The sequence below is a fragment of the Bradyrhizobium sp. Y36 genome, from assembly GCF_002531575.1.
Lineage (GTDB): Bacteria > Pseudomonadota > Alphaproteobacteria > Rhizobiales > Xanthobacteraceae > Bradyrhizobium.
Map to the genome: position 1 here is coordinate 125,726 of NZ_NWTI01000015.1, position 26,512 is coordinate 152,237.

Sequence of the window (26,512 nt, forward strand, 5' to 3'; positions counted from 1 at the left end):
CTGTCGGAAACGCGCACGAATCATTGGGCATGGGATTGACTGCGACCAGGACGAGACCGGCAGCGCCGCGGCGCGAGGTGCAGAAATCGCGCGGCGGCCGGCCGACGAAATCCGCAGCCATCGAGCGCGACCAGCGGCTGATCGAGGTCGCCACCCGCCTGTTCCTGGATCGCGGTTTCGACGCCACCTCGCTCGACGCGGTGGCGGAAGCGGCGCGGGTCAGCAAGCCCACCGTCTATTCCCGCTACGGCGACAAGCGCGGCCTGTTCGCCGCCGTGCTCCGGCGCGAGATCGCGCGCTGGCTTGCGCCGCTCTCGGCGGCGGCGGAGACGCAACTCTCCAGTGCCTCGGACATCTCCGTCGAGCAGCGGCTGATCGAGATCGGACGCGAGATGCTGACCTTCACCTGCGGTCCCGATGCCGTCGCCTTCAGCCGCATGATGACGTCGCAGGCCATCAACTTCCCCGACGTCGCCAAGCTCGGCAAGGAGGAAGGCTGGCTCAAGGCCGTCGCCACCACGGCACGCTTCTTCGACCGCCTGGTGGCGCAAGGCGCGCTCGACATCGAGGACACCACCATCGCAGCGGAAGTGTTCCTCGACGTCGTCGTCGGTCACACCCACCGCCTGGCGACGTTCGGAACGGCACTCGAGATGAAGGCCGCGGAAAAGCGCATGCGCACGGCCATCAAGCTGTTCCTCGCCGGTGCTCTGGGACCTGCCGATCGCGTCCAAAGCGCCGCCAAAGCCGCGCCACGCCGGCGCCCCGCCCGCTGACAATTCCGTGAGATGCCCGCTTTCCCCGCGGGGGACGCCGCCGGCTCCATTGACCGAAATAAAACGATACGGTATGGTTTAGTTATAAGCGATACGGGCTGCCCTTTTTCACCAGCCCCAAAGGTGGCCCGTCCCGCTGAGATCGCCGCACCGGGTACAGCCCGGGGCGGCGCTCCGCGGCCGGCCGATGCCCAAGGCCGGCCGCGAATTCTTTACGATCATCCGGCACACTCGCTGGCCGAGGGTTTCGAGCATGACGACAGCCAAACGATGGACCTCAGGACTGCTGGCAATCGCCTTGCCCGCGCTGCTCCTCGCGGCGCCCGCGCAGGCGATCGTGACCGCGGGCAGCACGCCGGCCGCCCTGCACAGCGAAACGGATGGTGACGCCGCGGCTGACCGCCAGGCCGTCAGCCGCGAGATCGAACGCTTCCGCAGTTCGTCGATCTCGATCAGCCAGGCCATGGCAATTGCCGAAGGCCGGCACGCCGGCGCCACCACGGCGGATGTGAGTTTTGACGGGGCCGCCGGCGTGCCGGTGTATCGGGTGAAGACCCTGCACAACGACCGGATCTGGCGCCACACCATCAATGCTGCGACCGGCGAGTTCGTCGGCGGAGAGGCCGCCCTCCCCCTTGCCGAGCTCGATCACGAGGACCGCGACAACCTCGCAGCGCTCGGCGCGATCAGGCACCGCCTCGCCGACGCCGTCCAGGTCGCCGAACGCGCCGCCTCCGGCAAGGCGATCAGCGGTGGCCTCGTGCGCGAACGCGGCCGGCTCAATTTTGCGATCGTCGTGATCAGCGGGGACGACCTCAAGGAGGTCATCCTGGAGCCGCCCGGCGCGCGGGCGAGATAGCAACGGGACTCGGTCCCCGGCATTGACCGGGGCGAAAAGCCATTGACGGCTGCCAGACTCTCCCGCATAAGTCGCCGCCATGTTCACGACCACCAAACGCACGACCAAAACCACCACGGCCCCAGGGGCCCGGGGAGGCGTGCGCGCGTAGGTCGTCGACTTAAACGCATCATCTCTACCGAAGCCCCGCCCTCGATGGTCCGGGGCTTTTTTGTTGTCTGAATCGCAACTGCATGATCCGGAAAAGTGGAATCCGGTTTTCCGATCAGATCATGCTCAACTGAAACGGAATGGAGGACAAAGTGAGTAACGATCCCGTCGTCGCGATTGTCGGCGTCACCGGTGCGGTGGGCGCCGAATTCATCGCCACCATGGACAAGCGCGGCTTTCGCGTCGGCAAGCTCAAGGCGCTCGCCAGCGCCCGCTCGGCCGGCAAGACGGTATCGTTCCGCGGCCAGCCGGTCGTGATCGAGGAGCTGACCGAGCGTTCCTTCGAGGGCGTCGACATCGCCCTGTTCTCCGCCGGCGGCAGCATCTCGAAGAAGTACGCGCCGATCGCGGTCAAGTCGGGCGCGGTCGTGGTCGACAATTCCTCCGCCTTCCGCATGGACCCGAACGTGCCGCTGGTGATCCCCGAGATCAACGCGAACCGCATCAGGGATCACAAGGGCATCATCGCCAATCCGAACTGCGCCGCGATCACCGCGCTGGTGCCGCTGTGGCCGATCCACCAGAAGAACCGCATCAAGCGCGTGATCATCTCGACCTACCAGGCCGCGTCCGGCGCCGGCGCCGCCGCGATGGAGGAGCTGGTCGAATCCACCCGCGCCAATCTCAACGGGCAGGTCTATACGCCCAAGGTGATGCCGCACCCCTACGCCTTCAACCTCTTCAACCACAACACCGCTGTTGATCCCGAGACCGGCTACAACGACGAAGAGACCAAGGTCATCAAGGAGACCCGCAAGATCTTCGAGGACGAGAAGATCGCGATCGGCGTCACCTGCGTCCGCGTGCCGGTGCTGCGCGCGCATTGCGAGGCCATCACCTTCGAATGCGAGAAGCCGATTACCGAGGACCAGGTCCGCGCCATCATGGCGCAGGCGCCCGGCGTGAAGGTGGTCGACGACCGCGCCAGGAACTACTTCCCGATGCCGATCGACGCCTCGGGCCAGGACGACGTGCTGGTCGGCCGCATCCGCAAGGACCTCAGCGATCCCTCGGGCCATTCGATCTCGATGTTCGTGGCGGCCGATCAGCTGCTGAAGGGCGCGGCGCTGAACGCCGTGCAGATCGCCGAGCTGTTGCCGCAGCGGGTGATGGCGTAACGGCGCAGCAACGGGTGTCGGAGGGTGGGCAAAGGCGCGCAAGCGCCGTGCCCACCACTCTCACCCCTCATCAAGAAAGACGTGGGCACGCTTCGCTTTGCCCACCCTACGGCACTGCCCGAAACAACAGGCACGCATCGCCATACGAATAGAAGCGATAGCCGTTCGCGATGGCGTGCGCATAGGCCTGCTTCATCGTATCGAGCCCCGAGAACGCCGACACCAGCATGAACAGCGTTGACTTCGGCAGATGGAAGTTCGTCATCAGGACATCCACCGCGCGGAAGCGATAGCCGGGGGTGATGAAGATCGAGGTCTCCGCGGTGAATGGCTCGATCGTGCCGTCTTCGCTCGCCGCGCTTTCCAGCAGACGCAATGACGTGGTGCCCACGGCGACGATGCGGCCGCCGTTCTTCCGCGCGCTGTTGAGCCGCTCGGCCGTCTCGGCCGAGATCGTGCCCCACTCGGCATGCATCTTGTGGCCGTCGGTGTCGTCCACCTTCACCGGCAGGAAGGTCCCTGCCCCGACATGCAGCGTGACGCGGTTGAGACCGACGCCGCGCGCGTGCAGCGCCTGCTCCAGCGCGGGCGTGAAATGCAGGCCCGCGGTCGGCGCGGCGACCGCGCCTTCGTTCGCGGCGAACATGGTCTGGTAGTCGGCGAGGTCCTGATCGTCCGGCGTGCGCTTGGACGCGATGTAGGGCGGCAGCGGCGGGCTGCCGAGATCGGCGATGGCCTGGTCGAGCGCCGGGCCATGGAACGAGAACGACAGCGTCACCTCGCCCTCGAAGCCCTTGGCTTCGACCTCGGCATCGAGATGGCCGAGCAGGCAGACCTTGCCTTCATTGCCGAAGCGGATTCGATCGCCGGCGACGAGTTTCTTCGCGGGCTTCACCAGCGCCTGCCAGCGCGAGCCGTCGAGCCGCTTGATCAGCGTCGCCTCGATTCTGGGCTCGGTCTCGCGGCCGATGCGGCGGCCTTTCAATTGCGCTGCGATCACCTTGGTGTCGTTGACGACGAGCTGGTCGCCCGGCTTCAGCCATGACGGCAGCTCGGCGACGGTCTGGTCGCGCAAGCCTCCGTTCTCGACGACCAGCATCTTCGCGGAGTCGCGCGGGCTCGCCGGGCGCAACGCGATGCGCTCGGCGGGCAGATCGAAATCGAAGAGATCGGTGCGCATGTCGGGCTCAGCGCCGCACAGTCAGACCCTCATGGTGAGGAGGCGCGTAGCGCCGTCTCGAACCATGAAGGCCGAACTGCAGCAGCGGGGCCTTCATCCTTCGAGACGCGCGTTCCGCGCTCCTCAGGATGAGGGTTGTGTCCCTATTCCTTGTCAGCCGCCATCCGCGCCTTGACGATCTTGTCGGGGTTCTGCACCGGCTCGCCGCGCTTGATCTTGTCGACGTTCTCCATGCCGTCGGTGACCTTGCCCCACACCGTGTACTGGTTGTCGAGGAAGCGCGCGTCGTCGAAGCAGATGAAGAACTGGCTGTCGCCGGAATCGGGGCTGGCCGCGCGCGCCATCGAGGTGGTGCCGCGCACATGCGGCTCCTTGTTGAACTCGGCCTTCAGCTTCTTGCCCGAGCCGCCGGTGCCGGTGCCCTGCGGGCAGCCGGTCTGCGCCATGAAGCCCTCGATCACACGGTGGAACACGATGCCGTCGTAGAAGCCCTCACGGACCAGTTCCTTGATGCGCGCGACGTGGCCGGGCGCGAGGTCAGGACGCATCTCGATGGTGACGGGGCCTTGCGTGGTCTCGAGGATCAGGGTGTTTTCGGTGACGCTCATGCTCGTCTCTCTTGCGTTGGAGGTGAAGTCTTGTCGGGTGACGTTTTGCGGTTGCGGAACTGGATCGCGAATGGACGTCCCGCGGCAGCGCCCGCCATTGCATCGGTAAATGGCATCGGCGTGCAGCGTTGCAACGCCTCCATCACCGCGATCCGGTATTGCAGCCGGTCATTGTCGGAGGCCTCCTGAGACTCATAGGAGATCCTCGGATGGCCCAGAATGTCGCCGGAGCGGTTAAAGCTCACGACGACGGTGATGTCGAGTGGGCGTGCCTTGGAAGGCGGCGGCGGTCTCCAGCAGGTGCGCAGGTGCCGGAACACGTCCTGGATGGTGTTGACCGGCCCGTCCTCGGCGGCCGCGCCCGAGGTACCGAGCAGCAGCAGTGCGGCAACCAGCAGGAGCTTGTCGCCACAGCGCGCCATCGCGGCTCCTATTTGATGTCGGAGGCGACCTGCACCTTCACCATCTTGTCGGGATCGGTCACGGCGCCGCCGGCGGAGCCAGGGGGTGCCTTCTTGAGCTTGTCGACGACGTCCATGCCCTGCACGACCTCGCCGACCACGGTGTACTGGCCGTCGAGGCTGCCGCCGTCGGCGAACATGATGAAGAACTGGGAGTTGGCGCTGTCGACGCTGTCGCCGCGCCGGGCCATGCCGACGATCCCGCGGGCAAAATGCACCTTGGAGAATTCCTGCTTCAGGTTCGGATATTTCGATCCGCCGGTGCCGTTGAAATTCTGGCCGTCACCGGTCTGAGCCATGAAGCCGTCCATGACGCGATGGAACGGCACGTTGTTGTAGTAGCCCTCGCGCGCGAGCTGCTTGATGCGCTCGGCATGCTGGGGCGCGATGTCGGTGCGCAGCTTGATGACGATGCGGCCCTTGGTGCTGTCGATGACGATGGCGTTGGCCTTGTCGAGATTGGCCGGCAATTGCTGCGCCACCGCCGGCACCGCGAACACGAGCGCGGCAAGAACTGCGAGAATTCGGATCATGACAACTCCGGATCAGATGAGAGAAAGCGTGCGCCGTTATCCGGCGAATTTTGCCTTGAGCTGTGCCGCAACCTGCGGCGGGACGAAGGCCGAGACGTCCCCGCCCATGCCGGCGATCTGGCGCACCAAAGTGGCGGTGATCGGGCGAACCATGGGAGAGGCCGGCAGGAAGACGGTGTGCACCTCGGGTGCCATGGTGCCGTTCATGCCCGCGAGCTGCATCTCGTAGTCGAGGTCGGTGCCGTCACGCAGGCCTCGAATCATGATGGTGGAGCCGTGCTTGCGCGCCGCGGTGACGGCCAGATCGTCGAAGGTCACCGCTTCCAGAACGCAGCCGGCCTGCGCCGCGATCGGGCCGCAGACGTCATGAAGCATCTTGAGCCGCTCCTCCGTCGAGAACAGCGGCTTTTTGCCGGGGTGGACCCCGATGGCGACCACGAGCCGGTCGCACAGCGAAACGCTGTGCCGGACCACGTCCAGATGGCCGTTGGTGATGGGGTCGAAGGAACCGGGGTAAAAGGCGATGCGCGGCATGGCCCCCTCCTACCGCGCCCGGCGCAGCCCGGCAAGCCGGACGGGTTCCCCGGCAATTTCCGGCAAAATGCCCCGTCGGCCGGTCGGCGATGGCCGGTTTGTTTCGTCCCTCGGGAGCCGATGAAACACATGGGCGCGGACACGAAACCATTTCCCGTGCCGGCGAAGACGTCCGGAAACTGGCCATGGTTACTAATCCAGCCAACGAATGACGGGCCGCACACTGGGCGTAGGCGGCCGCATCACAGGGGACTGTCAAATGATCAAGGCTCTTTCAGCGATCGCTCTGTCTGCGTGTGTCGCCGCCGCCCTCACCCTGCTGCCCGGCTTTGCCCCGAGCGTCGAGGCCAGCGTGCCGCAGCCGCTGGCCAAGAGCGACCGGCTCGATATCCGTGCCATCGGCAAGGACTGCTCGCATCAGGCCTGGCCGAATTTCGAGGCCTCCTGCCTGCGCAAGGCCGGCACCAAGGCGGATGTCCGCGAGGCACGCCTCGTCACTGCGAACCGCACCCCGTAGTCGGGCCTGTCAGGTCCGCGTCAGCTTCCCCAAGCGGACTCCGGATCGGAATCCCATGGAAATTTGCGACGTCCCGTCGCAGACTGAGTGTTGGTCGCGCCCGTCGGAATGGCCCGTCGGGCGCGATCCCATTGGGGGTGCCGTTGTCCAGCACACAAGCAGCCGCTTCCGGCCACCATCCCGATCCACTCCCGCTGACCATGACCATGGGCGCCCTCGGGGTCGTCTATGGCGATATCGGCACCAGCCCGCTCTATGCCCTCAAGGAAGCCGCCAAGGCGGCTGCCCATGGCGGCACGCTTCATCATGACGCGGTCCTCGGGGTCGCCTCGCTGATCCTCTGGGCGCTGCTGCTGATCATCTCGCTGAAATATGCCCTGTTGATCCTGCGGGCCGACAACCGCGGCGAAGGCGGCATCGTGGCGTTGCTCGCCCTGCTCCATGCCCGCCATGCCCAGCCCGGCACCTGGCGCGCCCATCTCCTGGTGGTCGGCCTCATTGGTGCCGCCCTGCTCTATGGCGACGGCGCGATCACGCCGGCCATCTCGGTGCTCTCAGCCATCGAGGGACTCAAGGTCGACGCCCCATCGCTCGCCCCCGTGGTCGTGCCCCTGACCGTCGCCATCCTGATCGGCCTGTTCATGATGCAGAAGCAGGGTACCGGCTTCATCGGTCGCATCTTCGGACCGGTGATGCTGGCCTGGTTCGTCGTGCTCGCCGCGCTCGGCATCCACGGCATCGTCAAGGCGCCGGCGGTGCTGGCGGCGCTCAGCCCGTTTTATGCGTTCAATTTCCTGATCCATCAGGATTTCCACGTCTCCTTCGGAATTCTCGGCGCGGCCTTCCTCGCGGTGACCGGCGGCGAGGCCATGTATGCCGACATGGGCCATTTCGGCCGCCTGCCGATCCGCCTTGCCTGGTTCGCCATCTGCCTGCCCGCGCTAGTGCTGAACTATTTCGGCCAGGCCGCGCTCTTGATCACCGATCCCACGATGATCGAGAACCCGTTCTTCCAGCTCTGCCCTGACGCCCTGCACTACCCGCTGGTGGCCTTCTCGGCCGTGGCGACCGTGATCGCCTCGCAGGCGATCATCTCCGGCGTGTTCTCGCTGACCCAGCAGTCGATCCAGCTCGGCTTCCTGCCGCGCATGCAGATCCGCCACACCACCAGCGATGCGATCGGCCAGATCTACGTGCCGCTGGTCAACTGGCTGCTTGCGGCGGCCACGCTCGGCGCCGTCGTGAGCTTCGGCTCCTCGGACGCCCTTGCCGGCGCCTATGGCATCGCGGTCTCGCTGCTGATGGCGATCACGACGCTGCTGGCCGCGCTGGTCGCGATTCAGTGGGGCTTTTCGCCCTGGCTTGTCGTTGCCGTGAACGGCTTCTTCTTCGTGATCGATCTGATCTTCTTCTCGGCCAATTCGGTCAAGCTGTTCGAGGGCGGCTGGTTTCCGCTGCTGCTCGCTGGCCTCGTCGCCTTCCTGATGCTGACCTGGCGCGCCGGCGTGAAGCTGGTCGAGGCGGCGCGCGCGCGGCTGCGCCAGCCGGAGGAAGATCTGATCGAGACCGCGGTCAACAAATGCAGCGCAAGGCTGCCCGGGACCGCCGTCTTCCTGGCGTCCGCACCGCGCGGCGTGCCGCTCGCGCTGACCCAGTTCGTCAAGCACAACCGCGTGCTGCACGAACGCGTGCTGCTGGTCACCGTGCTGATCGAGGAGCTTCCCCACATCGCCGACGAGGACCGCGCCGAGGTGATCGAGATCATCCCGGGCATCACCCGCGTGATCCTGCATTACGGCTTCATGCAGAACCCGACGATCTATGACGGACTGAACCTCGTCTGCCGCCAAAGCAAGCTGCCCGGCATCGACCTCTCCGACATCACCTATTACGTCGGCCGCGAGACCATCATCCCGCGCGAGGACGTTCCGGGCATGTGGGTCTGGCGCGAAGGCGTGTTCGCCTTCCTGCAGCGCAACGCCGAACGCTCCGCCGCGTTCTTCGGCGTGCCGACCAAGCAGGTCGTGGAGTTCGGCACGGAGCTGGAGATTTAGAGCGTTTTCGAGCGAAATGGGGACCGGTTCGCGTCAAGAAAACGCGTCACAACTAGAGTCTAGAGCCCCGTTCCGATTCCATCGCAACGGAAAAGGCTCTAGCCGCGTTCGTAGCCCGGATCGAGCGAAGCGTAATCCGGGATTCTTGCCGGGCGTACAGAGGTCCCGGATTTCGCTTGCGCTCCATCCGGGCTACGGGGGTAGCGGTCACTCCCCGTTCGCTTCGCCATTCGTCCCGTTGCCGCTCTCCGCTTCTTCCGTGATGTGCTCGACCGACACCACGTGCTCGTCCTCGGCGGTGTCGAATACGATGACGCCTTGGGTCGAGCGGCCGGCGATGCGGATGCCTTCGACCGGGCAGCGGATCAATTGGCCCTTGTCGGTCACCAGCATGATCTGATCGGCATCCTCCACGGGGAAGGACGCCACCAGATTGCCGTTGCGGTTGTTGACGCTCATGGCGACGATGCCTTTGCCGCCGCGGCCGGTGGTGCGGTACTCGTAGGACGAGGTCCGCTTGCCGTAGCCGTTGACGGAGACGGTCAGCACGACCTGCTCGGCCGCCGACATCTCGACATAACGCTCCGGCGGGAGCTGGAAGCTGCCTGACGTCTCCTCGGCCTCGGCATCCGCCGGCGCCTCTTCAGCCGCGGCTTCGCCGGCCACGGCCCGGCGCATCTTCAAGTAAGCCGAGCGCTCGTCCGAGGTGGTCTCGACGTGACGCAGGATCGCGAGCGAAATCACCTTGTCGCCGTCGCCGAGCGCGATGCCGCGCACGCCCATCGAGGTGCGCCCGGTGAACACGCGCACGTCGGTGACCGGGAAGCGGATACACTGGCCGCCGGAGGCGGTCAGCAGCACGTCGTCACGCTCGGTGCAGATCTGCACGTCGACGATCGCTTCGCCGTCGTCGAGCTTCATCGCGATGATGCCGGAGCGGCGAACGTCGACGAAGTCGGACAGCTTGTTGCGCCGGACGTTGCCGCCGGTCGTCGCGAACATCACGTCGAGCTCGCCCCAGGTCGATTCGTCCTCGGGCAGCGGCATGATGGTGGTGATGCGCTCGCCCTGCTCCAGCGGCAGGATGTTGATCAGCGCCTTGCCGCGCGCGTTGGGAGCTGCCATCGGCAGACGCCAGACCTTTTCCTTGTAGACCTGGCCGCGCGAGGAGAAGAACAGCACCGGCGTGTGGGTGGAGGCCACGAACAAGCGCGAGACGAAATCCTCGTCGCGGGTCTGCATGCCGGCGCGGCCCTTGCCGCCGCGGCGCTGGGCGCGATAGGCCGACAGCGGCACGCGCTTGACATAGCCGGCGTGGGAGACGGTGACGACCATGTCCTCGCGCTGGATCAGGTCCTCGTCCTCGACCTCGCCTTCCTGCTCGATGATGACGGTGCGGCGCGGCGTGGCGAACTCGGCCTTCACCTCGGCAAGCTCGGACTTGATGATACCGAGCACGCGCTCGCGCGAGCGCAGGATGTCGAGATAATCGGCAATCTCGCCGGCGAGCTTGTCGAGCTCGTCGCGGATTTCGTCACGACCGAGTGCGGTGAGGCGCTGAAGCCGCAGGTCGAGAATGGCCCTCGCCTGCTCCATCGACAGCCGGATCGTGCCGTCAGGGCTGATGCGGTGGCGCGGATCGTCGATCAGCGTCAGCATGTCCTGGACGTCCCGGGCCGGCCAGTCGCGCGACATCAGGGTGTCGCGGGCGGTGGTCGGATCCGGCGAAGTCCTGATAACGCGGATCATCTCGTCGATATTGGCGACCGCGATTGCGAGACCGACCAGGATATGGGCGCGATCGCGCGCCTTGGCGAGCAGGTACTTGGTGCGGCGCGTGACGACCCGCTCACGGAAGTCGACGAAGATCGCCAGCAGGTCCTTCAGATGCATGATCCGCGGACGGCCGCTGTCGAGCGCCACCATGTTGACGCCAAAGCTCGTCTGCAGCGGCGTGAACCTGTAGAGCTGGTTCAGCACCACATCCGGCACGGCATCGCGCTTCAGCTCGATGACGACGCGGTAGCCTTCGCGATCGGATTCATCGCGCAGGTCGCCGATGCCCTCGATCTTCTTCTCCTTCACCAGCTCGGCGATACGCTCGACCATCGTCGCCTTGTTCACCTGGTAGGGAATCTCGGTGACGATGATCGCCTCGCGCTCCTTGCGGATGGTCTCGATCGCGACCTTGCCGCGCATGACGACCGAGCCGCGGCCGAGGTGGTAGGCGGCGCGGATGCCCGCGCGTCCGAGAATGACGCCGCCGGTGGGGAAATCCGGTCCCGGGACGATGTTGATCAGCTCGTCGATGGTGAGCGCGGGGTTGTCGATCAGCGCGACGCAGGCGTCGATGACCTCGCCGAGATTGTGCGGCGGGATGTTGGTCGCCATGCCGACCGCGATGCCGCCGGCGCCGTTGACGAGCAGGTTCGGGAACTTGGCCGGCAGGACCGACGGCTCGGTCTCGTTGTTGTCGTAGTTCGGCTGGAAGTCGACGGTGTCCTTGTCGATGTCGGCCAGCAGAGCCAGCGCCGCCTTCGTCAGCCGCGCTTCGGTGTAACGATAGGCAGCCGCGGGATCGCCGTCGACCGAGCCGAAATTGCCCTGGCCGTCGATCAGCGGCACCCGCATCGAGAAGTCCTGCGCCATGCGGACCATGGCGTCGTAGATCGACTGGTCGCCGTGCGGGTGATACTTACCGATGACGTCACCGACCACGCGGGCGGACTTGACGTACTTCTTGTCGGGCGTGTGCCCCTGCTCGTTCATCGAGTACAGGATGCGGCGATGCACCGGCTTCAGGCCGTCCCGGGCATCGGGCAGCGCGCGCGCCACGATCACGCTCATGGCGTAGTCGAGGTACGACTTCTTCATCTCCTCGAAGATGGAGACGGGGCGAATGTCCGAGGGTTGCGCCGGCTGGTCGCCGGGCTTGTTGTCGTCGTCAGCCAAGGGGGAATCCGGTGAGTTCTTGTCTGGGAATCATATAGCGCATCGTGCCCCTGATAACCACCCTTGGCGGAAGCTGGGAAGCGCTTTTTCCGTCTATTTTTCCAATAACTTAAGGCCCTGCAGCGAGCATCCTGGATGAGCCTGGAACCGGCCCTGCGAAACCGCCTCAGCGGCTCCCGTTAAATCACCCGCGCAGGCGCCCAATCGGCCACCTCGCAAGGCGCAATCCGAGTTCACCCCGAACATGAAGAGGGCCCGGAATCCCGAGCGCTTCCCGTCGATTAGTAAAGTTTGCTGACACGACATGGAAGGCGCTGCTCAACACGGCAGCGCCCTGCTTATCGTCCCGTCCGTCCTCAGAACGGGATATCGTCGTCCATGTCGTTGTTGCGGCCACCACCGCCGCCAGCGGCAACGGGACGGCGCGGTGCGCTGCTGACCGGACCTGAGGAGCCGAAATCGCCGCCGGGCTCGTCGCCGAAGCTGCCGCCTCCGCCACGGCCATCGAGCATCGTCAACGTCGAATTGAAGCCCTGGAGCACGACCTCGGTCGAGTACTTCTCGACGCCGCTCTGGTCGGTCCATTTGCGGGTCTGGAGCGCGCCCTCGATATAAACCTTGGCGCCCTTCTTCAGGTACTGCTCGGCGACCTTGCAGAGGCCCTCATTGAAGATCACGACGCGATGCCACTCGGTCTTCTCCTTGCGCTCGCCGCTGTTCTTGTCGCGCCAGGTCTCCGAGGTGGCGATGCTCAAATTCGCGATCGGCCGCCCGTCCTGGGTGCGGCGGATTTCAGGGTCCTTGCCGAGATTTCCAACCAGAATGACCTTGTTGACGCTTCCCGCCATCGCCGCTCTCCACTCCGAATGCCACTGAATTTCAAAAAGGCCGAGCGCGCTGCCCGCGTTCCTCGGTGCCCTGTCGAGGCGACCCTATACGCTTGCAGGCACTGCTCAGCCCGTCACCCTCAAGGTTATCAACATATATAGCATCGACGTCCGCTTCGTTCCAGATTTGTTCTTGCGCGACCATAGGCGCCGGCGTCCGTTTCGGGCTGGCGCCGAACCGGACCGTAGGCTTCGCGTACGGCCACTTCTTCCTCCAACCGCACCATGCCCTTCATCTGTTCGGGGAACCTTGCGGCGGCCGCGCTGGGCGCAGTCACACGCTCCGAGCGCATCAGCGGGGGGCGTCGATATCGGGGTGATCCGCGTGAACGGCCGCCTTGGCGGCTGATTGGTGAAAAATACTGATATCTATTTGATATCATTGTACTATTTAAACTTACTGGCGGTGTGCCGGCCTTTCGCTTTTGGCGCCATGTTGACGCGATTAACAAGTCAGCAACCATCACCTTTTCGGCCACTGTGGCTTCTCGGAGACACAACTTGCGGCTTCAGTGGTGTAAGCACGGCATTAGTTGGGCCGTTGAGTCCGCTGCCCTTCCGGTCACGGAAGGCAACAACAGAAACTGGGACTGGGATTAAGTAAGATGAAAAAGGTTTTGTTGGCTTCGGCCTGTTTGTTCGCTCTCGCTGCGCCCGCCTCGGCGGCCGACCTCGCAGCGCGCCCCTACACCAAGGCTCCCGTCGCTCCGATGGCTTCGGTCTACAACTGGACCGGCTTCTATCTCGGTATCGTCGGTGGCGGCGCCTGGGAAGCCTCGTCGGGTGATCCGAAGATGCAGGGTGGTTTCGTCGGCGGCACCGCCGGCTACAACTGGCAGACCGGCAACGTCGTGTTCGGCCTCGAGGCGGATGGCGCCTGGGCTGACGTCAGCGCTTCGGCCGCTGGCGTGGTTTTCGTCCCCGGCGTCGGTGGCATCCCGGCTTCGGTGAGCTCCAAGACCGATGCGATGGGCACCGTGCGCGGCCGCATCGGCTGGGCCGTCAACAACGTGCTGCTCTACGGCACCGGTGGTTACGCCTGGATCGACAACAAGATCACCGCCACCCTCGGCGGCCTCTCGGCCTCCGACAGCAAGTTCCACTCGGGCTGGACCGTCGGCGCTGGCGTCGAGGCGTTCTTCGCTCCGCAGTGGTCGGTCAAGGGCGAGTACCTCTATCGCAGCCTCGGCGGCGAGACCTACTTCTCGGGCGCTGTGCCCACCGGCACGCTCAACTTCCACACCGTGCAGGTCGGCGTGAACTATCACTTCGGCGCGCCCGTCGTCGCCAAGTACTGAGCTTTAGCTCCTACGCATCAGCGTTACGAAAGGCCGGCCTCGCGCCGGCCTTTCTGTTTGGCCCTGGCCGTACGCGTTCCGCAGTTCCTCACCCTCCTGCTGCCAGATGCCGCCAGCGCGCCAACATTCCGTTGACGAGTCGCATCTCCCTCTGGAAATCCGCCCCCGTTCTTCCTACGTTCGCTGTCAACCCCATCGGCGCCGATCCCGGTTCCGGGCGAAGCGCGCCTCTCTTGCTGGCGCGGTCGCGCACCCATGGGCTTCCTTGAGGGCAACTCGGATGGATGAAGTGATCAAGGCGAAGCGCCAACAACAGAACGCAGGCTCAAGCCTGCGCGCAATCACGATCCGTGGCGCGCGCGAGCACAACCTCAAGAACATCGACGTCGAGATTCCCCGCGACAAGCTCGTGGTGTTCACCGGCCTCTCCGGCTCCGGCAAATCCTCGCTCGCCTTCGACACCATCTACGCGGAGGGCCAGCGCCGCTACGTCGAATCGCTGTCGGCCTATGCGCGCCAGTTCCTGGAGATGATGCAGAAGCCCGACGTCGACCAGATCGACGGCCTGTCGCCGGCGATCTCGATCGAGCAGAAGACCACCTCGAAGAATCCGCGCTCCACCGTCGGCACCGTCACCGAGATTTACGACTACATGCGCCTCTTGTGGGCGCGCGTCGGCGTGCCCTATTCGCCGGCCACGGGCCTGCCGATCGAGAGCCAGACCGTCTCGCAGATGGTCGACCGCGTGCTGGCGCTGCCGGAAGGCACCCGCCTTTATCTGCTTGCGCCGGTCGTGCGCGGCCGCAAGGGCGAGTACCGCAAGGAGCTCGCCGAATGGCTCAAGAAGGGCTTTCAGCGCGTCAAGGTCGACGGCACCTTCCACGAGCTCGCCGAAGCCCCGACGCTCGACAAGAAATTCCCGCACGACATCGACGTCGTCGTCGACCGCATCGTGGTGCGCGCCGACATCGGCCAGCGCCTCGCCGAGAGCTTCGAGACCGCGCTGAAGCTCGCCGAGGGCCTTGCCGTCATCGAGTATGCCGACGCGCCGGCTGCTGCGGCGTCTGCCGAAGATAAGAAGAAGACCGCAAAAATCCACGACAAGAGCGGCCCCGAGCGCATCCTGTTCTCGGAGAAGTTCGCCTGTCCGGTCTCCGGCTTCACCATCCCCGAGGTCGAGCCCAGGCTGTTCTCGTTCAATAATCCCTATGGCGCCTGCCCCGCCTGCGGCGGCCTCGGCGTCGAGCAGCATGTCGACGAGGACCTCGTCATTCCCGACAAAGAGCTCGCCATCGGCAAGGGCGCGATCGCGCCCTGGGCCAAGTCGTCGTCGCCGTATTACGTGCAGACGCTGACCGCGCTCGGCAAGCATTACAAGTTCACGCTGACCACGAAGTGGAAGGATCTGGCCAAGAAGACGCAGAACGCGATCCTGCACGGCTCCGGCGAGGACGAGATCAAGTTCTCCTACGAGGACGGGGTGCGCTCCTACGACACCAAGAAGCCGTTCGAAGGCGTCATCACCAACATCAACCGCCGCTACCGCGAGACCGAGAGCGAATGGGCGCGCGAGGAGCTGGCGAAGTATTTCCACGACGTCCCCTGCGAGGCGTGCCACGGTTTCCGGCTCAAGCCCGAAGCGCTCTGCGTCAAGATCGGCGGCAAGCACATCGGCGAGATCTCGGAGATGTCGGTGAAGGGCGCCGGCGCATGGTTCGAGACCGTGCCTGCGGCGCTGAACACGCAACAGAACGAGATCGCCGGCCGCATCCTGAAAGAAATCCGCGAGCGCCTCACCTTCCTGCTCGACGTCGGCCTCAACTATCTCACGCTGTCCCGCTCCTCCGGCACGCTGTCGGGCGGCGAGAGCCAACGCATCCGCCTGGCCTCGCAGATCGGCTCGGGGCTGACCGGCGTGCTCTACGTGCTCGACGAGCCCTCGATCGGCCTGCACCAGCGCGACAACGCCCGCCTGCTCGACACCCTCAAGCGCCTTCGCGACCTCGGCAACACCGTGATCGTGGTCGAGCATGACGAGGACGCCATCCTGCTCGCCGACCACGTGCTCGACATCGGCCCCGGCGCCGGCATGCACGGCGGCAACATCATTGCCGAAGGCACGCCCGCCGAGATCATGCGCAATCCGAAATCGCTCACCGGCAAGTACCTGACCGGCGAGCTCGAGGTCGAGGTGCCGGAGCGGCGCCCGCCGAACCATCGCCGCACCATCAAGGTGGTCAACGCACGCGGCAACAATCTCAAGAACGTCACTGCCGAGATTCCGCTCGGCCTGTTCACCGCCGTCACCGGCGTCTCCGGCGGCGGCAAGTCGACATTGCTGATCGACACGCTCTACAAGGCGATCGCCCGCAAGCTGAACAATGCCAGCGAAGGCGCCGCCCCGCACGACCGCATCGAGGGCCTCGAGCACATCGACAAGATCATCGACATCGACCAGTCGCCGATCGGCCGCACGCCACGTTCGAACCCCGCCACCTACACCGGCGCCTTCACGCCGATCCGCGAATGGTTCGCCGGCTTGCCGGAGTCCAAGGCGCGCGGTTACGAACCCGGCCGTTTCTCCTTCAACGTCAAGGGCGGCCGCTGCGAGGCCTGCCAGGGCGACGGCGTCATCAAGATCGAGATGCACTTCCTGCCCGACGTCTACGTCACTTGCGACGTCTGCAAGGGCAAGCGCTACAACCGCGAGACGCTGGAAGTCCTGTTCAAGGGCAAGAGCATCGCCGACGTGCTCGACATGACCGTCGAGGAAGCCGCCGAGTTCTTCAAGGCGGTGCCGCGCGTGCGCGAAACCTTCCAGACCCTGCACCGCGTCGGCCTCGACTACATCCATGTCGGCCAGCAGGCGACGACGCTCTCCGGCGGCGAAGCCCAGCGCGTCAAGCTCGCCAAGGAATTGTCAAAGCGCGCCACCGGCCGCACGCTCTACATCCTGGACGAGCCCACCACCGGCCTGCACTTCCATGACGTCAAGAAGCTCTTGGAGGTGCTGCACGAGCTGGTCGCGCAGGGCAACACGGTCGTCGTCATCGAGCACAATCTCGAAGTCATCAAGACCGCCGACTGGGTCATCGACCTCGGCCCCGAAGGCGGCGACGGCGGCGGCGAGATCGTGGCGTGGGGGCCGCCGGAGGATATTGCGAAGGCGCCAAGGAGCTACACGGGGAAGTTCCTGGCGCCGGTGCTGAAGAAGGCGGGAAAGCCGAAGCGAAGGAGCACGAGCGAGGCGGCGGAGTGATGGGCCCTTTGGGAAAAATGCACTCACCTCTTAACGTGAGCCCCTATTTGCGCCAAAGCTGACCTTGCCGGATTGACGGATTTGACCCTATACTAGAAGTTGAGTGGATGTTGACGTCAAGTAGTTTGACGGCCATTTTGAAAACTTAGGCGTACTGCACTGTCGTAATTCCAAGCGGGTATTTGAATGAGATTTCGACCTCTTCATGATCGCGTGGTGATCCGCAGACTCAAGGCTGATGAGACGACCGCCGGAGGGATTATCATTCCCGACACGGCGAAGGAGAAACCACAGCACGGAGAAGTTGTCGCCGTAGGACCCGGTGGCAGGGATGAGGTTGGTAAGGTCCTCCCAATCGATCTCAAAGTTGGCGACTCCGTGCTATTTGGCAAGTGGTCAGGCACCGAGATCAACATCGACGGACAAGAGCTCCTCATCCTCAAGGAGTCAGATATTCTCGGCGTCCTAGGAGTGTCGGCAACTGCTCTGCCCGGAGACCCGTTTATTAAGAAACCGCGCAGAGCCCGCTAATGCTCTCGAGTTTGCCTAAGCTCGCTGATCGCAACTTCATCATCGGATTTTTTGTACCCACGCTTTTGGCAGCGCTTATCGCACTGTGGATATTTCGTGATCTCGATTCTCCTCGGCTGATTTATGAAGCCGTATGGAAGGAGAAAAAATGGGAAGAAATCACTGTGTTCGCCCTGAGCGTCTGGGTATTCGCAATGCTATTGATGCTTATAAATCATCAATTGTATCGCGTAGCCGAGGGTTATGCTGGTCCAATGGCGTGGATTGGAAACAAGAGACTCAGTCAACGGCGAAAGGCGCTAATCGACGAGCGAGAAGAGCTTGTCAAAAAGGAGCCGGATGAACCTGATTTGGAGGCAAGAACGCTGCTAAGCAAGCGCATCGATTCAATCGACCAGACGCTTTCTTCCTACTATCCGCACGCAGACTTCCCAGTCCTGCCAACTCGCTTCGGAAATGCCGTTCGTGCATTCGAGTCCTATCCTCCCATAGTATATGGAGTGGATTCGATACCGACCTGGATACGATTGGCTGCACTTGCACCGAAGCAGTTAGTTACGGCGATCGCTGATGCTAGAGCGGAAGTGGACTTCTTTTTGAACACTTTTGTCTTGAGTTTCATCCTCGCGTTTTCAGCTCTTGGGCGTCTGGCTCTTAGTATTTATGGAGATCGCCACTTTAATGAAATGCAATGGTCCCTACTCGTTTGCGCGTGCGGATGTGGGATCATCTCGTTTCTGTCCTATGAGGGGGCTATTGCTCGCGCGGTAGCGTGGGGCGAGCATGTGAAAAGTGCTTTTGATCTAGTGTTGCCCAAACTCGCGAACACTCTCGGGTACTGCTTGCCGGATACGCTCGATCGGCAGCGAGAATTTTGGACCGCCTTTAGTTTGATGGCGCTTTATTCGCAGCCAATGGATCCTTCAGCTTTCCCTCGGGTGTTGACGAGCGAGGGTGAGGGAGGCGGGTCGGAATCAGACTCGGAAGACGTCAAAGACTCGGTAGAAGACGACAAGAAGGAAAACGGATAGCTAGTCCCGTATTGTTGTTAGCCGTTGAAAGCTACTGAAAGCGGAAAAACAAACTGAAGCCAGCAACCCTCAATCCAACATCACTTTATCTTTCTGATCAGAGCCAGCGGAACCGGGGGAGAATTTGAGGCAACTCCAACAGTCTTCGGACTCTTCTGCTATGGGCTTCCCACCTTGGTTCTTGAAAACTACCGGCATCGACCTTTGCTTGCTCGCGCCAAATGCCCCTACACCCTCGCCATCTTCGATCTCGACGGGACCCTCGCCGACAGCTTCCCCTGGTTCCTGCGCACCATCAACGACATCGCCGACCGCTTCGGCTTTCGCCGGGTCGCCGATGAGGACATCGAGAGCCTGCGGCACGCATCGACGCGCGAAATCCTCGCCCGGCTCGAAGTACCCTTGTGGAAGCTGCCGGCGATTGCGCGGCATGCGCGGCGGTTGAAGGGCGAAGCGGCGGCGGAGATTGCACTGTTCGCGGGCGTCGAGGCGATGCTGCGGACGCTCGCCGAGAACGACGTGCAGCTCGCGCTGGTGACGTCCGACAGCGAAGCCAATGCGCGCGAGAAGCTCGGGGATGCCGCGGCGCTGTTTTCGCATTTCGATTGCGCGGCATCGATCTTCGGCAAGCCCGCGAAATTCCGCCGCGTCATCCGCCGCGCCGGTGTCCCGCCGAGCCAGGTCATCGCGATCGGCGACGAGGTGCGCGACATCGAAGCCGCACGCGCCGTCGGCATCGCCTGCGGCGCGGTGTGCTGGGGTTATGCGGCGCCGGCAGCGCTGCGGGCGCTGGGGCCGGACCATGTGTTCGAGCGGATGGATGAAATTACGGACAGTATTAGTCGATAGGACGCCGGTTTCGGTTCGACGCAGTGGGCTAGCGGAACGCGCAATCTGTGCGGATGCCGATCACTGACAAAAATTACAGATTGATTTTCCTCGGACACATGCTCAGATTGCGTCTTTACATCTCGCAATCATTATCCGGCAAACATTTTCAGGAGCCTTGGCATGTCCCGAAGCCGAAGCATGTATATTTGGAAGCTCGAACCGGTTCTCGCAGCTGAAGGTGGCGTCAACAAGCTCGTCGAGAAGGCGCGCCGTGCCAAGCTCTCGGCCATCTGGGTCAAGGTCGCGGATGGGGCCTCGCCGTACCGCAATGTGACCGGGGCGATGGCCGCCACGATGACCAATCTCGTCAACAAGGCCCATGACAGCAATTTGCAGGTCTGGGGTTGGCAGGTCCCGCATTGCCCGACGACGCAGGCTGCTCAGGCCGAAGCGACGGCGTTCAGGAATCTGGCGCAGCAATTCGATCTGGACGGCATGATCATGGATGCCGAAGGCGGCGCGGAATTCTTTCACGGCGGCCTCAATGAGGCGAGAGCCTATGGCACTGCGATGCGGCAGGCGGCGAACGCGCTGAGCAAACCCCTGGGAATGTCGAGCAACGACATCCCGCAGAACATCACTGGCTGGCTTCCGCGATTCACCGAGATCGCTCAGCACGCCGATTTCAACTTTCCTCAAACCTACTACGGCTCCAGTCCGAGCGTCGCGTCGCGCATCGATCGCGCGGTCACCGGCAATGCACATCTCACGATCCCCTTCGCTCCCGTTGGCGCCGGTTATGTCGGGGATGGCGGCGGCTGTGCGTCGGCCCAGGCCTGCGCGGAACGCGCGACCATCTTCATCCAGCTCTGCAAGGACCGGGATTATCAGAGCTATTCGTTCTGGCATTGGGCTGGTGCGCCGATGGCCTTGTGGGAGGTTCTGAACACCACGCCGGCCTAGCGCCATAGCTCGGATGACGTGAGCGAAATCCGGGGGCGTTCCCGCGCCCCTACTCCGTCCTGCGCAGAAACGCTCCGAATGCCCTTGGGCCGTCCCCGGTCTTGACCTCGCCGATCACCTTCAGCTCGGCCGCATCGATGATGACAAGCGTGTTGCTCTCCCAGCAGGCGACGATGACGCGCTTGCCGTCGGCGGTCGCCGCGATGCCTTCCGGATAGTCGCCGACATTGATGCGCTTGAGCGGCGTCAGGCTCGCCAGATCGAACACGCTGACCGTGCCGCCATATTGGTCGGTGACGAAGCCGCGCCCCTGCGTCAGCGCCACTGCATAGGGCCGCATGCCGACCTTCACGCGGCCGACCTCCTTGCCTTCAGCAAGATCGATCACGGAGACGTCGTCGGAGCCGACATTGGCGGTGTAGGCGCGCCTGCCCTCGGCATCGATGGTGACGCCGAACGGACGGGTGCCGACCTTGATGGTCGCCTTGCGCTGACGCGTCGTCGTGTCCACGACCGAGACGCTGTCGTCGTCGCGGTCGGCCGAGAGCAGCAGCTTGCCGTCAGGCGTCACCGCCAGGCCCGACGGCGAGGCACCGACCGCGATGCTGGCCGTGACGCTGCGCGCGGCGGTGTCGATCACCCGCACCGCCGCCGCATACCAGTCCGCGACATAGACCGTCTTGCCATCAGGCGCGGCGGCAATGCCGAGCGGGCCGCCGCCGACCTCGATGCGGCCGGCCACCTGCCGGGTTGCGGCGTCGACGATCGTCACCGCCTTGGCGTCGGGGCTCGTGACATAGGCAAAGCGCCCGTCCGCGCTGACGGCCACCCCCGCCGGCTTGCCGCCGATGGGAATGGTCGCGACGCTGCGCGAGGTTGCGAGGTCCACCACCATCAGATCGTCACTGAGCTGGTTAGTGACGAACGCCTCCTCGGCAGCCGCGCTGCCGAGGCCGGCATGGCAAAGGCTGGCGGCGAGCGCCGCCAGAGCCAGCACCCGCACGGTCAGCTGCCGCTCTCGATCTTCTTCTTCAGCGCTTCGAGCCCGGTCTTGTAGAGCCCGCTCACCGCGGTCCTGGCGGCCTCGTCACTCAGCTCCGGCGGCGGATCGTTGTTGGGAAAGCCGCGGTAGAACGCGCCGGCCCATTCCAGCTTCGCCTTGCCGTCCGAAGCCGGCGATACCGTCAGCGTCGAGGAATAATTGGTGACCGGCAGCACCTTCACGTCGACCTTGGTGATCCGGTACGAATAGCTCATCATGTCGGGCTCGTATTTGTAGAGCTCCTCCTCGACCGTGGCGCCGCCCTGCAGGGTCAGCGTCCGCGTCGCGCCGACCTCGTTGCCCTTCTCGCCCGTGGTCTTGGTGACGGGCGGAAGCCAGCTCATGTCCTGAAAGTTGCGGATCGCGGCCCAGACCTTGTCCTGCGGCGCGTTGATCTCGATGGATTCACGCACCTTCTGCCGGGTCGGCCCATGCGCCCAGGCGGCCGGTGAAAAAACCGGCCCAAAGGCCGCCGTCAAGCCTGCCGCCCCACACACAGCCAGCGCGCCGGCCACGGCCGTGCGCCGTCCAATCGTCACCCTCATCTCGTTTCCTCTTACGTCCAGTTGATCGTGCGCGACTTGGAGTGCGCGCTGCGGCCATCCTAGCGCATTTTGGGGCCGAGGGGAGACCGGTTCGTGGCGCCGTTGCGGCGGAGCTGAGCGCAACCCACAAGCTGTTGCGCCGCCCGAGAGGCAAAACACCCACGGGCGGGTCAACGCCACCGAACCGAAATATTTCTCTTTATCAGAACTTCGGATTATCGTATATAGAGCCATCCCACCCCGGCCGAGGGGCGCATCGCGATCGTCACGACACGCGGGGTGGGACGTGGTGGACGTAGGCGGCGTCGGCGCGAAGGGCTTCGCAGGGCGGGCAACCGTGAGCGAGGGTGTCGCGCATACGACCGGCGCAGCCTCCGTACGGCAAAATCGTGTGGTCCCGGCGCCCGCAGTCTGTGCGCCAAGCCTTGCGGTGATGTCGCGGCCCAACCGGGCCGCGCGCATCAGCTATCCGAGAAGGCGACGGGGGCAATAGCGCATCGCTCCCCGAGGAGAGCGCGACATAAGCCGTAAACCCACTGCGCAGGGAAGGCCGGATGTTTGGCTACACCTGTATGCCGCTGTGCAGCTTCTCGTCACGCAGGTTTCGCACAGTGGACCGCGGGTGCCAGCCGGCACCCGGCCTTCCCTGCGCCCTCGGCACTTCAGAGGGCGGAGAATGCCGCAAAGCTCGGGCAGTTCATGCCGCGAGGAGGTCAGGCCGTGTCCACATCGTTCGCAAGTTGCTCCGATTAAGCCTGGACCAAAACTCCGTCACGCAGCGTCGGCCGGCCTCACCCGACGCGCGATCTCCGCCCCCTTCTCGCGCTCGACGACGCCGATGTCGTACTGTCCCTGCAAGTCCAGCCAAAACTGGGGACTGTTGCCGAAATAGCGTCCGAGACGCACCGCCGTGTCCGCAGAGATACCGCGACGCCCGTTCAAGATATCAGTGATCCGGCCCGAGGGGACGCCGATGTCGATGGAAAGCTTGTTGGCGCTAAGCCCACGCGCCGTGATTTCGCGCTTGAGCAAACGACCGGGGTGCACGAGAGGAGGCATGGATGTCAGCCCTTATGATAGTCGACGATTTCAACCTCGTGGGCGTCGCCCTTGGTGAACTCGAAGCAGAAATGAATACGGCACTCACTCCCCCAGCGTCGCCTCGACGAACCCGCGCGGATCGGCACAAAACTCGCGCATCAACCGATAATGATCCGTCTCCTCCACCGTCACCGGCTCCAGCCCATATTTCGCCAGCCGCAGCAGCCGCGCGTTCGGATAAGCCATCAGCATCGGCGAATGCGTCGCCATGATCACCTGGCAGATCCGGGACGCTTCCATGCGCCGCAGCAGCTTCAGGAACTCGATCTGCCGCGCCGGCGACAGCGCCGATTCCGGCTCGTCGAAGATGAAGATGCCCTGGCGCTGGCAGCGTTCCTCGAAGAAGCGCAGGAAGCCTTCGCCGTGGGAGTGCGACAGGAAATCGGGACCAGCCTGGCTGGCATCGCGCGCGGCCTTGTCCAGATACCGCGCGACCGAGAAGAAACTCTCGGCGCGAAAGAACCAGCCATTGGTGATCTTCGGCAGCCAGCTTGCGCGCAGGGCCTTTCCGAGCTGGCCGCCCATCTTCTCGCGCGCCTCGGAATGATCGACCGGCATGTAACCCTTGCCGCCGCCGGCATCGTCGTAGCCGGCGAGCGCTGCGATCCCTTCGAGGATCGTCGATTTTCCGGTGCCGTTCTCACCGACGATGATGGTGATGGCGGCGTCGAAGTTGAGCTCGAACTCATCCGGGAAGATGGGCAGGCAGAACGGATAGACCTCGCGATCGTGGACGCGCGACGGGTCGAGCCAGACCCGTTTCAGGTAAGGCGCCGGCAAATTGATCGTTCGACCGCTTCTTCGGCTCATACCCCGCCTCGAGTCCATTCTGACCGATCCTTCGATCTGAACATGAACATACAGGGAACACAACCTCCGCGTAAGCTGCATCTTGGAAACATACGGAAACAACTCGAAACAAACGCGGCCTGCGTTACCCGCAGGCCCGTTGAAACGTCAGATTGTAAGCCGACACGGCCCGAAGGAAACGCAACTGAGAGACTGCCTGCTGGCATGAGGCCGGCTCCCCTGCCCGCGACCCCGCAATGATTGACGGACGTCCGGGACGTTAAGAAGCCGCGAGGAATGCGCGATGGTATCAACGTATTTCGGTTACAACTACATCACGCGCAATCTCAAGCAGTCCCTGACCCGGGTCGAACAGCAACCCGATGTCGCTCGGGAGGCCGCCTACTACAAAGCCCACATCGGCAAGGTGAAGACCGTCGACGACCTGATGAAGGACTATCGCCTGTATCATTATGCGTTGAAGGCATACGGTCTGGAAGACATGGCATACGCCAACGCCTTCATGAAGAAGGTGCTGGAGAGCGACCTCAACGACTCCAAGAGCTTCGTCAACAAGCTGGTCGACAAACGCTACCGGGAGTTTGCCGCGGCGTTCTCCTTCAACGACGCCGCAAGGCCGGTTGCCCAGTCGGACAACCAGACCGACGAGATGATCGGCCTGTACACCGCGACCAAGAAGAGCCAGGTCGATGCACTCGCCAGCGACTCGAATTACTACAGCGCCCAGATCGGCAACATCAGCAGCGCCGACGACATCCTGAACAACGATCGCCTGCGCAACTATGTCTATTCGGCATTCGGGATCGACGAAAGCAAGTGGCCGCCGGCCACGATCAGCCAGGTCCTGCGCAGCGACCCGTCCGATCCAACCAGCTACGTCAACACCACCTTCGCGTCCCAGCTGAGCGGCCTCAACGCAGCGCGCGCCCAAGCGCAATCAGATGCCAGCACGGCCAGCTCGAACATCGCCAACTACACGGCCCAACTCTCGCAGCCGGGCGCAAACGTGCCTCAGCTCCAAGTCCAGATCCTGGTCCAGAAGCATCACCTGGAGACGTCTAGGAGCAGCATCTCCAGTCTCGACGACCAGATCGCAACGATCGGCGGATTTGTGGATATGGCCGGCGCGTTCGCGTTCTTGCCCGACGGGTCGCTTCCGGCGGGTACGCCCGCGCAGACAGCCGCGAATATCGCACTCACGAAGAAGCGGTTCGACGACAGCAAGGCCGCAGTCTATTCGGCGGCAAGCCCCCTGAACGAAGCCTTTGCAATCAATCAATTCAGAACGGCCATCCTCAAACTCAACTCGGTCGACGCGTTCGTGTCGACGTCGAGCGTGTATGATTTTGCGCTCGGCGCCGTCGGCCTCGACCCCAAAAAGGTTTCGCAGGCGACCATCAAGTCTGTCCTCGAAAGCGACCTCGGCGATCCCAAGAGCTACGTGTATACTCTCAAGGACAATCGATACGTTCAGCTCGCACGCGCGTTCAACTTCGATGCAAAAGGCAATCTGACGACCCCCCTGTTGGCGCAGGACGCGGCGGAGGTCCTCCAGATCTCGAGGGACTACGTCATTCAAGCGGTGAAGAGCGCAAGCACGTTGAGCACCAAGCAGCAGGCCGCGGTTCGGGCACAAGCCGCCAAGGACGCGACGGCATATCAGGAAGCGATCGCGGGCATCGACAGCGTTTCCGATCTTTTGGCAAACAGGCCGATGGTCGACCTGGTTCTCCTGGCCAAGGGCTTGAACCCCAGCAAGGTCAGCACCGATTTTCTCAAGAAGATCTTCGCCTCCGATCTGAACGATCCCAAGAGCTTCGCCAACACGCAGAGCGATCCTCGCTTTGCCGACATCGTGGCGTCGTTCAATTTCGACAGCAAGGGCAACGTCGCGCGCCTGCCGATGATGGGTCCCCAGAAGCGGGATCAATTGCGGGACACACAGGCAAATTATGTCCAGCAAAGCCTCGAGCAGCAGCAAGGCGACACCAATCCCGGCGTACGCCTGGCGCTCTACTTCCAGCGCAAGGCGGGCGACATCACGTCGGCATACGACATCCTCGCCGACAAGGCTCTTTCGGAGGTGTTCAGGACCACCTTCAACTTACCCGATCAGATGGCGGCGATGCCGATCGACCAGCAGGCCAAGTACGTGGACAAGTTCATGAAGATCAAGGAACTGTCCGACCCTGCGAAAGTCGCCAAGCTGCTGAACCGCTTCTCCGCCATGTATGACGTCAAGAACAACCAGAGCACCGGCCAGGCTCAATCTCCCTTGCTCAACCTGTTTCAAGGATCGAGCTCGGGCCTATCGGGCATGAGTGAATCCACGTACATGGCGATCGCCAGATTGCGCGCTCACTGACGATCACTCGCCGATACCAAAGCATGATCGGAAAAGGGCGCAGCGCG

At 63.6% G+C, this 26,512-nt stretch carries 23 protein-coding genes; 12 read left to right on the plus strand and 11 right to left on the minus strand.

What is annotated here, in order from left to right; all coding sequences use genetic code 11:
• Window positions 1-29 precede the first annotated feature (29 nt).
• The 3 genes from CO669_RS23520 to CO669_RS23530 all read left to right on the plus strand — a co-directional run bounded on the left by CO669_RS23520 (window position 30) and on the right by CO669_RS23530 (window position 2,963).
• Complete coding sequence (locus CO669_RS23520) at window positions 30-776, plus strand: TetR/AcrR family transcriptional regulator (protein ID WP_097662316.1); 747 nt, start codon at window positions 30-32, stop codon at window positions 774-776.
• Window positions 777-1,029: 253 nt separating this feature from the next.
• Complete coding sequence (locus CO669_RS23525) at window positions 1,030-1,635, plus strand: PepSY domain-containing protein (RefSeq protein ID WP_198964230.1); 606 nt, start codon at window positions 1,030-1,032, stop codon at window positions 1,633-1,635.
• 290 nt (window positions 1,636-1,925) lie between these two features.
• Entirely contained in the window at window positions 1,926-2,963 is a 1,038-nt protein-coding gene (locus CO669_RS23530) for an aspartate-semialdehyde dehydrogenase (protein WP_097662318.1), read from the plus strand.
• A 106-nt stretch (window positions 2,964-3,069) separates the two neighbouring features.
• On the opposite strand, the gene queA is transcribed toward CO669_RS23530, so the two are convergent.
• From queA to coaD, 5 genes are all read right to left on the minus strand, one after another.
• Window positions 3,070-4,143 carry a tRNA preQ1(34) S-adenosylmethionine ribosyltransferase-isomerase QueA gene (queA, locus tag CO669_RS23535; protein WP_097662319.1) on the minus strand — a complete coding sequence of 358 codons (1,074 nt, stop codon included), beginning with the start codon at window positions 4,141-4,143 and terminating at the stop codon, window positions 3,070-3,072.
• A 143-nt stretch (window positions 4,144-4,286) separates the two neighbouring features.
• Complete coding sequence (locus CO669_RS23540; RefSeq protein WP_097662320.1) at window positions 4,287-4,751, minus strand: peptidylprolyl isomerase; 465 nt, start codon at window positions 4,749-4,751, stop codon at window positions 4,287-4,289.
• Window positions 4,748-5,173, minus strand: coding sequence for a UCP034077 family protein (locus tag CO669_RS23545; RefSeq protein ID WP_097662321.1), 426 nt, complete (start codon window positions 5,171-5,173; stop codon window positions 4,748-4,750). The genes CO669_RS23540 and CO669_RS23545 overlap by 4 nt, the downstream gene beginning before the upstream one ends.
• Window positions 5,174-5,181: 8 nt before the next feature.
• Window positions 5,182-5,745, minus strand: a complete 564-nt coding sequence (locus CO669_RS23550; RefSeq protein WP_097662322.1) for a peptidylprolyl isomerase — start codon at window positions 5,743-5,745, stop codon at window positions 5,182-5,184.
• A gap of 36 nt (window positions 5,746-5,781) precedes the next feature.
• A complete protein-coding gene (coaD, locus tag CO669_RS23555) occupies window positions 5,782-6,279 on the minus strand; it encodes a pantetheine-phosphate adenylyltransferase (RefSeq protein WP_097662323.1) in 498 nt (165 codons plus the stop codon).
• A 259-nt stretch (window positions 6,280-6,538) separates the two neighbouring features.
• Here coaD and CO669_RS23560 point away from each other — a divergent pair, with 259 nt between their 5' ends.
• Window positions 6,539-6,796, plus strand: coding sequence for a hypothetical protein (locus CO669_RS23560; protein ID WP_097662324.1), 258 nt, complete (start codon window positions 6,539-6,541; stop codon window positions 6,794-6,796).
• Window positions 6,797-6,996: 200 nt separating this feature from the next.
• Window positions 6,997-8,850, plus strand: coding sequence for a potassium transporter Kup (locus CO669_RS23565; RefSeq protein ID WP_097662325.1), 1,854 nt, complete (start codon window positions 6,997-6,999; stop codon window positions 8,848-8,850).
• Between the two features lie 207 nt (window positions 8,851-9,057).
• Here the strand turns inward: CO669_RS23565 and gyrA are convergent, their stop codons facing one another.
• Both gyrA and CO669_RS23575 read right to left on the minus strand, forming a co-directional pair.
• Window positions 9,058-11,802 carry a DNA gyrase subunit A gene (gene gyrA, locus CO669_RS23570; protein ID WP_097662326.1) on the minus strand — a complete coding sequence of 915 codons (2,745 nt, stop codon included), beginning with the start codon at window positions 11,800-11,802 and terminating at the stop codon, window positions 9,058-9,060.
• A gap of 356 nt (window positions 11,803-12,158) precedes the next feature.
• Entirely contained in the window at window positions 12,159-12,650 is a 492-nt protein-coding gene (locus CO669_RS23575; protein ID WP_097662327.1) for a single-stranded DNA-binding protein, read from the minus strand.
• Between the two features lie 644 nt (window positions 12,651-13,294).
• Between CO669_RS23575 and CO669_RS23580 the strand changes: the two genes are divergently transcribed.
• From CO669_RS23580 to CO669_RS23605, 6 genes are all read left to right on the plus strand, one after another.
• Window positions 13,295-13,987, plus strand: coding sequence for an outer membrane protein (locus tag CO669_RS23580; RefSeq protein ID WP_097662328.1), 693 nt, complete (start codon window positions 13,295-13,297; stop codon window positions 13,985-13,987).
• Between the two features lie 280 nt (window positions 13,988-14,267).
• On the plus strand, window positions 14,268-17,246 hold the full coding sequence (uvrA, locus tag CO669_RS23585) for an excinuclease ABC subunit UvrA (RefSeq protein WP_097662329.1): 2,979 nt from the start codon (window positions 14,268-14,270) through the stop codon (window positions 17,244-17,246).
• Between the two features lie 186 nt (window positions 17,247-17,432).
• Window positions 17,433-17,777, plus strand: a complete 345-nt coding sequence (locus tag CO669_RS23590; RefSeq protein WP_097662330.1) for a co-chaperone GroES — start codon at window positions 17,433-17,435, stop codon at window positions 17,775-17,777.
• Window positions 17,777-18,808: a hypothetical protein gene (locus CO669_RS23595; RefSeq protein ID WP_097662331.1), complete on the plus strand. Its 1,032-nt coding sequence runs from the start codon at window positions 17,777-17,779 to the stop codon at window positions 18,806-18,808. Before CO669_RS23590 ends, CO669_RS23595 begins: the two co-directional genes overlap by 1 nt.
• Window positions 18,809-19,012: 204 nt before the next feature.
• Window positions 19,013-19,657 (plus strand): HAD family hydrolase, encoded by a 645-nt coding sequence (locus tag CO669_RS23600; RefSeq protein ID WP_198964222.1) that lies wholly within the window; start codon window positions 19,013-19,015, stop codon window positions 19,655-19,657.
• A 162-nt stretch (window positions 19,658-19,819) separates the two neighbouring features.
• Entirely contained in the window at window positions 19,820-20,602 is a 783-nt protein-coding gene (locus CO669_RS23605; protein WP_143278713.1) for a hypothetical protein, read from the plus strand.
• A 49-nt stretch (window positions 20,603-20,651) separates the two neighbouring features.
• Here CO669_RS23605 and CO669_RS23610 read toward each other — a convergent pair whose 3' ends face one another.
• The 4 genes from CO669_RS23610 to CO669_RS23630 form a co-directional block, all read right to left on the minus strand.
• Window positions 20,652-21,605, minus strand: coding sequence for a YVTN family beta-propeller repeat protein (locus tag CO669_RS23610; protein WP_097662334.1), 954 nt, complete (start codon window positions 21,603-21,605; stop codon window positions 20,652-20,654).
• A gap of 2 nt (window positions 21,606-21,607) precedes the next feature.
• Entirely contained in the window at window positions 21,608-22,189 is a 582-nt protein-coding gene (locus tag CO669_RS23615) for an SRPBCC family protein (RefSeq protein WP_097662335.1), read from the minus strand.
• 771 nt (window positions 22,190-22,960) lie between these two features.
• A complete protein-coding gene (locus tag CO669_RS23625) occupies window positions 22,961-23,248 on the minus strand; it encodes a HigA family addiction module antitoxin (RefSeq protein WP_097662336.1) in 288 nt (95 codons plus the stop codon).
• 84 nt (window positions 23,249-23,332) lie between these two features.
• Complete coding sequence (locus CO669_RS23630; protein ID WP_097662337.1) at window positions 23,333-24,100, minus strand: AAA family ATPase; 768 nt, start codon at window positions 24,098-24,100, stop codon at window positions 23,333-23,335.
• A 283-nt stretch (window positions 24,101-24,383) separates the two neighbouring features.
• On the opposite strand from CO669_RS23630, the gene CO669_RS23635 reads away from it, so the two are divergent.
• Window positions 24,384-26,465, plus strand: coding sequence for a DUF1217 domain-containing protein (locus tag CO669_RS23635; RefSeq protein ID WP_097662338.1), 2,082 nt, complete (start codon window positions 24,384-24,386; stop codon window positions 26,463-26,465).
• Window positions 26,466-26,512 lie beyond the last annotated feature (47 nt).